Origin of the sequence: uncultured Escherichia sp., from assembly GCF_948475835.1 — a bacterium.
Classification (GTDB): domain Bacteria; phylum Pseudomonadota; class Gammaproteobacteria; order Enterobacterales; family Enterobacteriaceae; genus ECMA0423.
In genome coordinates this window covers 1-10,924 of sequence record NZ_CAOLGM010000140.1, presented here as the reverse complement: position 1 = coordinate 10,924, position 10,924 = coordinate 1, and the positions used below count along the sequence as shown (strand labels likewise).

Sequence of the window (10,924 nt, the reverse complement as noted above, 5' to 3'; positions counted from 1 at the left end):
CCCATAATGTCAAAGCCTGTTTTTTAAATTTGAAATCGTTTGCTGAAATAATCTGCATTTTGTCGTTTATTCCGACACAGCTGGCTTTTTTTCACACTTTTGCGGTTCGGATCGAGGGTATTTCCACAGCCAACGTCCAGTAACCATTCGCCAGTAAAACAGCACGGCCCGCACAGCCCAGTCGGCAAACATTCCCATCCAGACACCAACCACACCCCAGCCAAGCATGATGCCCAGCACATAACCGACGACAACCCGGCAACCCCACATGCTCAACATAGAAACCCACATGGCGTAACGGGCATCGCGAGCACCTTTAAATCCAGCGGGTAGCACCCATGAGGCGGACCAAATAGGCATAAATAAAGCATTTAGCCAAATCAGAATCACAACGACATGTTTAACCTGTGGATCCTGGGTGTAAAACGATGCCATAACCCCGGCAAAGGGAGCCGTTAGCCAGGCGATGGCCGTTAATCCAAGAGTGGAAAGCCAGAACACATGCCGCAACTGAATCTCTGCTTGCGCTATCTGCCCTACCCCCAACCTTCGGCCTGTAATGATCGTAGAAGCAGAGCCTAGCGCACTTCCGGGTAAGTTGATAAGAGCCGCAATTGAAAACGCGATAAAATTTCCGGCAATAACACTGGTCCCCATCCCGGCAACGAACATTTGGGTTAATAACCGACCACTGGTAAATAACACTGATTCGACACTCGCTGGAATACCAATCCCCATGACTTCCCAGATAATGCTAAAATTCAGCGGTTTAAAATAGCTCTTTAACGAAATCCTTAGCGCAGGATTAAAACCAATCGCCAGCACCCACAAAATTGCAACTGCGCCAATATAACGAGAAATGGTTAAACCCAACCCAGCCCCGACAAATCCCAGTCCCGGCCAGGAGAAAAGGCCGTAAATCAATATGCCGCTAATAATAATATTAAGAATATTCAGGCTACCGTTAATCAGTAGCGGTATTTTCGTATTCCCTGCACCACGAAGTGCCCCGCTACCAATCAAAGTGATGGCAGCTGCTGGATAACTGAGTGCCGTCAGCTCCAGATAAGTCAACGCCAGTGCTTTAACTTCTGTCGTGGCATCACCCGCGACGAAATCAATAATTTGTTCGCCAAAATGATGAATAAGCGTTGCCAACAGTACGGCAAACAACGTCATGATCACCAATGACTGCCGCGTCGCCACCCTCGCTCGTCGTCGATCCCGCTTACCGAGACTAAATGCCACAACGACAGTAGTACCAAGATCGATAGCAGCAAAAAAAGCCATAATGACCATATTGAAGCTGTCCGCCAATCCCACGCCGGCCATCGCATCTTTTCCCAGCCAGCTGACCAGAAAAGTGCTCAGGACACCCATCAACAGGACACAGGCATTCTCCATGAAGATAGGAACAGCAAGCGGGGTTATCTCGCGCCAGAACAACACTTTGTAGCTCTTGCGTTTAGCGTGCCAGCGAGTGCCGTGAACAACCTGGCGTAAAGCAGAGGAGATATTCAAAGCCGACCTTAATTGCAGAAAGTGAAACCACATTTCAAATAATGAGGGAGAATCAGCAAAGCTGCAAAGATTTTCGCCAACAAATTGTCTGCAAATGCAACAAACTGTTGATAGAAACGGCAAACAGTTGGGGAATTTAAAAATCGGGTTTGACAAAAGATTTTTCGCCGTTAAGATGTGCCTCAACAGCGATTCCTCTGTAGTTCAGTCGGTAGAACGGCGGACTGTTAATCCGTATGTCACTGGTTCGAGTCCAGTCAGAGGAGCCAAATTTCTGAAAAGCCCGCTTTTATAGCGGGCTTTTTGCTATATCTGATAATCAATTTCCTCTTCACTGTTTTCCATCACCTGCCGCTTGATATCCTCAACTGACAGTCCTGCATTACAAAGTTCCAGAAAGCGCCAGACATAGTTACGCTGAAGTTGTCCTCGCTTCAGTCCCAACCAGACAGTATTAGCATCGAAAAGATGCCGCGTATCCAGACGGATTAAATTCTCTTCCTCTTGTTCGCCGCTGGATTGTTCGGCAACTAATCCGATCCCAAGCCCAAGAGCAACATAGGTTTTAATGACATCAGAATCCTGCGCACTTAATACAATATCTGCCAGCAAACCTTTGCGGGCAAATGCGTCATCAATACGTGAGCGCCCCGTAATCCCCTGTCGGTAAGTGATTAACGGCCACTTCGCTATTGATTCCAGCGTCAATGGTGAAATTTGCGTCAAGGGATGATCGTGTGGAACAAGCAAACTATGGTGCCAACGAAACCACGGGAAGGCGACGAGCTGCGGGTCATTACTCAAACGCTCGCTGGCGATACCAATATCAGCTTCGCCATTTTGCAACAATGTCGCAATTTCCTGTGGCGTCCCCTGGATTAGCTCGAGCCGAACCTCCGGGAAAAGTTCGCGAAAAGCTTTAATGACCTCTGGCAAGCTATAACGTGCCTGAGTATGCGTCGTTGCAATAGTGAGAACGCCAGACGTATCGTTGGTAAACAGGTCTGCAAGCCGACGAACATTACTGGCTTCATTCAGAATACGTTCTGCAATGACCAGTAATGCTTTGCCCGGTTCAGTCATGCCCAGCAGTCGCTTACCTCGTCGAACAAATATTTCGATGCCAAGTTCATCCTCCAGTTCCCGAATATGACGGCTGACGCCTGACTGTGAGGTAAAAAGCATATTCGCAACCTCTGTCAGGTTGTAATCCTGACGTGCAGCCTCGCGGATTATCTTTAGTTGTTGGAAATTCACGGTAAACTCCGGGCAGTTCAGATTTCCCGTTATTGTTAAAGTCTAATGCCCGGCATAACAAATAATAAAAACCCGCATCTTATTCCATTCCGATATAACACTTAGCTCACCAATTGCCACTGCCTTTTTTCCATCACTGGAGAACTAATCACTGACATTAACAACTCTTTCACTGCCTGTGCCTGTGGCGATAAGTTCGCTCTGGCGGGTAAATTTAATGACAAAGAGAGACTCATGGAAGGAGTGGTAATGCGTGACATCCACCCATTTACTGCGCCACATAACGAACGCGCGGCCGATTCGGGTAATACTGCAACGCCCATGCCGCTGGCAATCGCTGCGGTAAGCGTGGCAATAGACTCAATTTCACCAATAACTTTTGCCGTGAGTCGCCGTAGGGAAAAAGCCTCATCAACACGAAGTCTAATAGCACTGTAATCACTGGGGAGAAAGAGGTTCATTTTCGCAATAGCATTCACATCAACGCTTTGCCCCGGGCAATCTTGAGTACCTACCAGAAAAAGATCTTCTTTCAGCAAAGCCTGACTGGATACACCAGCCACAGGGGAATGCTCATAAATCACCGCCATATCGAGTTGGTGATTTATCAATTTTTCGTTAAGCACTGCACCACTATTTTCATGAAGATAGATAACGATCTCCGGAAATTCAGCGCGAACCGCCTGTAATAAGGGCATGGTGATGGATGACGCAGCGGTTCCTGGTGCAAAGCCAATCGAGACTTGCCCCGATAATGCCTGACCAACGTTATGCACCGCCAGTTGGGCCTGTTCACACTGACGTAAAATGGCCCGCGCATGGGTATAGAGAATTTTTCCGGCGTCTGTTGGCGTAACGCCCCGCTTTGTACGGATCAAAAGTTGTTGATTTAACTCACCTTCCAGTGTGGCAACCTGCTGGCTGAGCGCTGGTTGTGCGATATGCAATACTTCAGCAGCCTGGGTCAGGCTACCAATATCTACAATTTTTACGAAGTATTTCAGGCGTCTGAAGTTCATGTTGCCTCCGGTTTTTAAGAATCGGCCCAAGTGCCGCCATTACTTACAACCAGATTGCAAGATGCTTGCCAGTTTTATTTTGGCGTTGATGTACAAGCTAACCAACTGTCAAATAAGAGATTATGATAGATTCGTCATTTGCTCCTTTAATCAGCTGTCGCGTTCCCCTGCCCTATAAAAGGAGGGTATGCACCACGATGGTTCATTACCCAATAAGATTGAAAGCTCACCACTTTGTTGAAATTGACAGCAAACAAACAAAAAAATGCATTTCACCCTTTGACATCACCATGCACTGCCATTAATATGCGCCCCGTTCACACGATTCCTCTGTAGTTCAGTCGGTAGAACGGCGGACTGTTAATCCGTATGTCACTGGTTCGAGTCCAGTCAGAGGAGCCAAATTCAAAAAAGCCTGCTTTCTAGCAGGCTTTTTGCTTTCTAATTACCAACGCTCTTAAAACATCTGTCTTGAACCAGAACTAATTTGCACAGGCATTCCCGATCGACGTTGCAACGCAGCATTTGCGCGATTTACATCAACTTCTTGCCCGCTGATAAACGCCCGCAAAGATGGGGTTACCGGCAATGGCACTTTTCGGTCAGACTCATATTCTGCACGATTGCGCGACAACGGCTCATGAACTTCCAGCCAGTTCGAGCCATCTGGTTCAGTGGGGTATTTTACTGGCTGGTCGATAATTTGCACACGCGTCCCAACAGGAACATTATCAAACAGATATTTGATATCGTCATTGCGCAGACGAATACAGCCCTGACTTACCCGGAGCCCAATACCAAAATTGGCATTGGTACCATGGATGGCATACAACCTGCCAATATAAATCGCGTACAGCCCCATGGGATTATCGGGGCCCGCAGGAACAAATGCGGGCAAACTCTCCCCTCGTTTCGCATATTCGCGCCGAGTGTTCGGCGTTGGCGTCCAGGTTGGAGCTTCTTGTTTACGTTCAACGGTAGTCACCCAGTTACGCGGGGTTTCTCGCCCAGCCTGGCCGATACCAATAGGAAAGACTTCCACAGTATTACTGTCTGGTGGGTAGTAATAAAGACGCATCTCAGCGACGTTAACCACAATCCCTTTACGAACAGTGGCGGGCAAAATCAGTTGCTGCGGAATGGTGAGTTGCGAGCCAGACTTCGGCAAAAAAACATCAGCGCCCGGGTTCGCTTCCAGCATGTTACTTAACCCTTGCCCGTATTGTGCGGCAAAAGTCTCCAGCGGCTGGGTATTGTGATCAGGAACAGTTACAGTAAACGACTGCCCCACTAAACGGCTACCCTCTGGAGGTAATGGATAAGTTACCGCCAGGCTAGTATGGCTGGCAAAAAGCAGAGCAAATGAGCAAAAAATATTTACACGACGCATCATGTCCCTTTCCTAAGTCGCGAAAGCTATCCGTTAAGTATAGCTTTTATCAGACTTTTCGTTTTTAACTGTTCAAATCAGAAGTCGTATTCCCCGGTAGAACAATATTACTGGCAGCAAGTTCGCCCATGTTGTTATATATCGCACAGGCAGCTTCGATGATGGGCATCGCCAGAGCTGCGCCACTCCCCTCACCTAAACGCATCTCCATATTGAGATAAGGCTCCAGCCCCAAATGCGACAGCGCAATACGCGCCCCTTTTTCTGCCGACAGGTGAGAAGGAATGAGATACGGTTTGATTGCAGGAGACATCTGGCAGGCTGCGAGCGCGGCAGCATAAGAAAGAAATCCATCCAGCAACACGGGTAAACCGCAGGAAGCAGCGCCTAACATCACGCCAGCCATTCCGACCAAATCAAATCCACCCACTTTTGCCAGGACATCAACGCCATCCTGCGGATTTGGTTGATTCAACGTAATCGCCCGGCGCACAACATCAATTTTATTAGCCAGTTTATCTGTCGGCAGGTTTGCGCCAATCCCAACCACTTCTTCAGGAGCCCGGCCAGTGATTGTGCTGACTATTGCCGCTGCCGGTGTCGTGTTTGCCATCCCCAGTTCACCTACACCAAACAGCGTAACACCGTTTTTTGCCAGCTCCCGCGTATAACATATGACGTCCAAAAGCAACTTTTCTGCCTGATGGCGACTCATTGCCGGAGCTGAAGCAATATTGCCACTACCTCGAGCAACACGCATGTTGATAAGCCCGGGGATAGGCTCAGCAGTATCAATACCAACATCAATTACGTAGACGTTAGCGCCCGCTTGTGCTGCCAGCACACACACGCCGGTTGTTCCGCGGGTCATATTTTCAGCCTGAATGGCTGTCACTTCTTTTGGGGAAATAGCGACCCCTTCCTCCCAGACGCCGTGATCGGCACACATAACCAGTACCGCTTTTTTGCCCACATGCGGTATGCCATTCAACCCCGGCATTCCTGCCAGTTGTATGGCAAGCGCCTCCAGCCTTCCCAGGCTACCAACAGGTTTGAGTAACCCGTCAATATGCCGTTGTGCACGCGACATCGCGGCAGGATCGATGGCAGGGATCGTATTCAGTAAATCGGCAAGTGTTTGCATGTCACGTCTCTTTATAGCAGTGCCAGCAGGAAGACCAGTTCACCAAGCTCTATAGCAGCTCCCAGCGTATCGCCGGTTTGCCCGCCCAGCGTACGTTTGAGAAGCTGACCGAGGATGAAAATCGCCACCATCGTCACCACCATAGCAGCCACACCATGCATACCCGGCAATAATACGGCAGCAAAAATAGCGGCTAAGCCGAGTGTGACGCAGGTTTGTCGCCCATCAATTTTGCCAATGAACACATTGCCAAGCCCTTCTTCCCGGGCATAACGATGACGATACATCAATAATGCGGCAGTCCCGCGGCTGACCGCACATGCTGCCGCCAGCGATGCAAGGATCGGTTCGCCACGCAGAGCCAACTCGCTTAACACCAGAATCTTTGCCAGTACCACAAAAATCAATGCCAGACCGCCGTGGGTGCCTAAACGGCTATCACGCATGATTTCCAACATGCGATCGCGGCTACGTGCAGAAAATACGCCATCACAGGTATCGGCGAGGCCGTCCAGGTGGAATCCCCCGGTCATCAGCGCCAGCACAAGCACGCTAAACAGTGCCGCCAGTGGTACGCCACACCATGCCTGCAGCACCATGAAGACCAGCCCGCTAATCGCGCCAAGCAATAATCCAATTAAAGGAAAAGTAATAATACCGCGAGAATAATGCTCGAAATCCAGTCCCTGGGACCAGCGACGCGGTACAGGCAGACGCGTAATAAAAGAGAGCATCGCCCAAAATAATTTACTCATTTGATTTTTACTCCAATACCCGAAACCACCAACCATACTTCATTTGCCGCAGCGGCCAGCTGCTGATTTACCCGCCCGGCAATATCACGAAAATGTCGTGCCAGACGACTCTCCGGCACAATCCCCATTCCCACTTCGTTAGTCACTAATACAACCTTTGCGGGACAACGTTGGCAGGCAGCAATCAACGACTGAATCTCAGCATTAATCGCCTGTTCCATCGCCTGATAATCCCATTCATCAGGGTCTTTATCGCCGCCATAATCAAACAACAGATTAGTCACCATGGTGGTAACGCATTCCAGCAATACAGCCTCATGCGGGTTAATGTCTGCATGAATTAATTCATCAAGATGTTGCCAACGCTCCACCGTGCGCCAGTGCGCCGGGCGGCCTTGCCGATGATGTTCTATCCGTGCAGCCATCTCATCATCAAGGATTTGTGAGGTGGCGATATACAGAACCTGTGAAGAGTCCCCAATAAGCGCCTCTGCATGGCGACTCTTCCCGCTCCGTGCGCCCCCCGTCACCAAAATCATCATACCGACTCCTGATTCAATTGTATGATGGTATTCATTGAACAGAACAATGGATCCCCCACCGTTGCTGACCGCAAAACATTTACGCGATTAATACTGCGCGTAATATAATTAAAAATCCAGCATTCTCAATCCATTACGAAAGAAGATGGCTATGTGGAATAGCCAGACTTCCTCGTGTTAACGTCTGACAAAATGCGTCATTGACAGCGGTTTCTCTGGAATGACAGATTTCATTCAGATAATGGATTAATGCTACAGCCCCACCAGCCGGACCAGTCAGCAAACGGGCATTGTGTTCTGCAATCAAAATTACCGTCGTTCCCTCAGAATGAGCGAGCCATTCTGGTACGGATATCTCGCTTTCAGCTGCTATCAATAGCAGCACTGAATAATCGCTATACGCATCTGATAACGATTGCACAGGCCCACCATCAAGAGGCTGGAAATCTTGCTGCCAGTCCTCACCAACAAAACAGGTTATTGGCAATATTTCAGCCAGATGTTTCGCCAGATCCACATCTCCAGATAAGAGGCAAAAAAGAGCTATCGATTCGGGTTTTATCGTTTTCATGTCTCTCGCCCTCCACTTAATTTCCTGTAATGGCGGTCTGGTTGATAAGCCATGAAACAATATTGCCACACCTTGAATGCAGCCCTGGTGCCTGTCGGCACTGCGATGAAAGAACTAAATGATGCCGCCATACCCTGATCCTTTCAGGGTGGTAGGGGTATAAAGACGCGCCAGTACTCTACCGGACGCTTCCGGGCAACCCACTTCCCACCGAAGTTGTTGGTATTGACTGACAGACTGGTCTTCTGGCTTAGCGTCATCCTCACCCGACCTTCCCAATCTCGCGATCAGTGGCATTTTCGGGTTTGTCAGCATTACAGCAGCGGGGGCTGCGAGGGATTTTCACCCTCTTCCCAGGCACAAATGTGCCACACCTGTCAGCGTATGTTATGAGCTGATTTCACTTTTCCCATAACACGTAAATAACGTTAATTATTCATTCCAGCGTTTATTTAAACCTTCCCTTTTTTTAGCATTTATTCTATACCGTTTCCATCGCCGCATTTTCACTCACTTGCTGTCGATACACCTGCGGCGTAACCTGATAAGTCTGACGGAAAACTTTGCAAAAATAACTGGTTTGCGAAAAACCTAAATTACGCGCAATGCTGGCGATGCTCCAGTCACTATGGCACAGTAACTCACGAGCGCTGGCCATCCGTTGTTGGTTTACCCACGCATTAAAACCGATTCCATGGTATTTCTTGAATAACTTACTGAAATAATAAGGACTTAGATAAACGTGCGAGGCGACATCTTCCAGACGCAAATCGTCTGATAAATGCGCATCAATATAGCGTAAAGCTTTTTTCATTTTATTGTCGTGGGGATTAGGCGCACGAGTCTGGCGCACCGAATCTGACCGAGATTTGTTCTCTTTAATAACCACAAAATTGAGTTGTTTTTTGAGGCAATTTTCCACAATCAACTTCAACAAATCAGCAGAGGCCATAACTCTTGAGTAATCCATCTCAGGAACTTTGCGGAATTCATTAAGTAATTCGGGATCTGCCTGCCAGCAATCATCGACATTCAGAATATCGACCAAATCGACATCATCATTACGCAGACGAACTTGCCCGCACAATACAAAACCGACTAAATGTCCGGCGATTACCAGTGGAATAGAGAAATCGGTTAATCCGGCATGACAGCGATAAATACAAGGCTGATCGGATTTAGAGGCTTCCAGGCCCCCACAACGATCGCTCATGCGACATCGAGTGCTTAGCTGAGGGTGTTGCCGCATCATCTGACAAAATGGAGTGAAGTTAAACAGCTCGGAAATTTCATCGCCGTGAATATTGACCACGACAACCGCAAGGCTGGTCGCCTGCGCAAAATCCTGCGCGATTTTATTAATGAGTTCTGAATTAAGTGTCGCCGCAGAAATCATGATAAAACCTCCCAGTTAATTTATTGTTATAGCAAAACAATTGTTTTACATTTAATCTTCACATCATCCCTGATGATTTACTGACGAGAAGCACAAAGGACAATAACAAAAGCCTCCGTGAAGCGGGAGACTTTTTAATAAGTTCGGAAAGCAGATCACAAACAGTAAAAAAATAAATGTTTATAACTGCCAGAGTATTTCGTTATTCGCTAATTCCTTTAGGTGTAACACTATTGACAGGTAAATTCTTTGCAATGAGATAGCGATAAATCGCCGCACCAACACATGCCCCAATGATCGGTGCAATAATGGGTACAATGAAATAAGGAATATTGCGTCCACCAGTCATCGCAATTTCTCCCCACCCCGCAAGCCAGGTGAAAATCTTAGGTCCAAAATCACGCGCTGGATTCATGGCAAAACCGGTTAATGGTCCGGTAGAAGCACCAATAACAGCAACCAGAATACCAATAAGTAAAGGTGCAAGCGGTCCTTTGGGTACGCCATTACCGTCATCGGTCAACGCCATAATCAACCCCATTAACATGGACGTTATGACCACTTCGACCAACGCAGCTTGCCATACATTAATCGCCGCTGCCGGATAAGTACTGAAGATACTGACGAGTTGTAAACTTTCTGCACTACCACGCACCATATTGTGAGCAGATTCAAAATCGGTAAACAAACTGCTGTATAGAGAATATGCCAGAACCGCACCACCAAAGGCACCCGCTAATTGCGCCACACAAAATGGCAGCACTTTACGGGCTGGGAAAGAGGCAAACAGCCACAGAGCAATGGTAACAGCCGGGTTGAGATGAGCGCCGGAAATACCTGCCGTAAGGTAAACAGCAAGCGAAATCCCTAACCCCCAAATGATACAAATTTCCCACAGTCCCAGACTTGCCCCGGCAAGTTTCAGGGCGCACAAACAACCGATGCCAAAAAAGAGGAACAGTCCGGTGCCTAAAAACTCGGCAACGCATTGCGCCTTGAGTGAATCATTCATAGTGACACCTTCTTTACGGAGTTTTTCTTTATCAGCCAACTATGCGCTGATTGTTGTGTATACCGAGCGCAACTATAAAAAATTGCTCTGCAGAAAATATTGCCAACATGCATGACAGACTCGTGTAAAAATCGTGCTAACATAACAAATTATTGTCATTGCCGAATCATGCAACACAGCGTTAATCAGTGTTGAAAGTAATAATTACTGTCAAACTTTCACAATAAAAAATTGACATCATGATATAATAAAATTGAAACAAATATCACAGTTCCTTCCTCGAACTAAACTCAACGAAATATTACTCGCGATTAAAC

General features: G+C 47.7%; 10 protein-coding genes, 2 tRNA genes and 1 riboswitch. Of the genes, 2 read left to right on the top strand and 10 right to left on the bottom strand.

Annotation, left to right across the window (positions count from 1 at the left end; translation table 11 throughout):
• Positions 1–66 precede the first annotated feature (66 nt).
• Positions 67–1,554 (bottom strand): toxic metabolite efflux MATE transporter YeeO, encoded by a 1,488-nt coding sequence (yeeO, locus tag QZF50_RS20275; RefSeq protein WP_023142104.1) that lies wholly within the window; start codon positions 1,552–1,554, stop codon positions 67–69.
• 160 nt (positions 1,555–1,714) lie between these two features.
• Between yeeO and QZF50_RS20270 the strand changes: the two genes are divergently transcribed.
• A tRNA-Asn gene (locus tag QZF50_RS20270) sits at positions 1,715–1,790 on the top strand.
• A gap of 37 nt (positions 1,791–1,827) precedes the next feature.
• Here the strand turns inward: QZF50_RS20270 and cbl are convergent.
• On the bottom strand, positions 1,828–2,778 hold the full coding sequence (gene cbl, locus QZF50_RS20265; protein ID WP_001011007.1) for an HTH-type transcriptional regulator Cbl: 951 nt from the start codon (positions 2,776–2,778) through the stop codon (positions 1,828–1,830).
• 101 nt (positions 2,779–2,879) lie between these two features.
• Positions 2,880–3,797 carry a nitrogen assimilation transcriptional regulator NAC gene (gene nac, locus QZF50_RS20260; RefSeq protein ID WP_001011461.1) on the bottom strand — a complete coding sequence of 306 codons (918 nt, stop codon included), beginning with the start codon at positions 3,795–3,797 and terminating at the stop codon, positions 2,880–2,882.
• A gap of 326 nt (positions 3,798–4,123) precedes the next feature.
• Between nac and QZF50_RS20255 the strand changes: the two genes are divergently transcribed.
• Positions 4,124–4,199: transfer RNA gene (locus QZF50_RS20255), tRNA-Asn, on the top strand.
• 55 nt (positions 4,200–4,254) lie between these two features.
• Here QZF50_RS20255 and ldtA read toward each other — a convergent pair.
• The 7 genes from ldtA to pduF form a co-directional block, all read right to left on the bottom strand.
• Complete coding sequence (gene ldtA, locus QZF50_RS20250) at positions 4,255–5,190, bottom strand: L,D-transpeptidase (protein WP_290388963.1); 936 nt, start codon at positions 5,188–5,190, stop codon at positions 4,255–4,257.
• Positions 5,191–5,251: 61 nt separating this feature from the next.
• A complete protein-coding gene (gene cobT / locus QZF50_RS20245) occupies positions 5,252–6,331 on the bottom strand; it encodes a nicotinate-nucleotide--dimethylbenzimidazole phosphoribosyltransferase (RefSeq protein WP_001193798.1) in 1,080 nt (359 codons plus the stop codon).
• A gap of 11 nt (positions 6,332–6,342) precedes the next feature.
• Positions 6,343–7,086 carry an adenosylcobinamide-GDP ribazoletransferase gene (gene cobS, locus QZF50_RS20240; protein WP_001297350.1) on the bottom strand — a complete coding sequence of 248 codons (744 nt, stop codon included), beginning with the start codon at positions 7,084–7,086 and terminating at the stop codon, positions 6,343–6,345.
• Positions 7,083–7,628 (bottom strand): bifunctional adenosylcobinamide kinase/adenosylcobinamide-phosphate guanylyltransferase, encoded by a 546-nt coding sequence (gene cobU / locus QZF50_RS20235; RefSeq protein WP_000973159.1) that lies wholly within the window; start codon positions 7,626–7,628, stop codon positions 7,083–7,085. Before cobU ends, cobS begins: the two co-directional genes overlap by 4 nt.
• Positions 7,629–7,761: 133 nt before the next feature.
• Complete coding sequence (locus QZF50_RS20230) at positions 7,762–8,199, bottom strand: hypothetical protein (RefSeq protein WP_000849054.1); 438 nt, start codon at positions 8,197–8,199, stop codon at positions 7,762–7,764.
• A 217-nt stretch (positions 8,200–8,416) separates the two neighbouring features.
• Positions 8,417–8,592, bottom strand: a riboswitch (cobalamin riboswitch).
• Positions 8,593–8,680: 88 nt separating this feature from the next.
• Entirely contained in the window at positions 8,681–9,595 is a 915-nt protein-coding gene (pocR, locus tag QZF50_RS20225; protein WP_000622048.1) for a regulatory protein PocR, read from the bottom strand.
• Positions 9,596–9,797: 202 nt separating this feature from the next.
• Positions 9,798–10,607, bottom strand: coding sequence for a propanediol diffusion facilitator PduF (gene pduF / locus QZF50_RS20220; protein WP_001000035.1), 810 nt, complete (start codon positions 10,605–10,607; stop codon positions 9,798–9,800).
• Positions 10,608–10,924 lie beyond the last annotated feature (317 nt).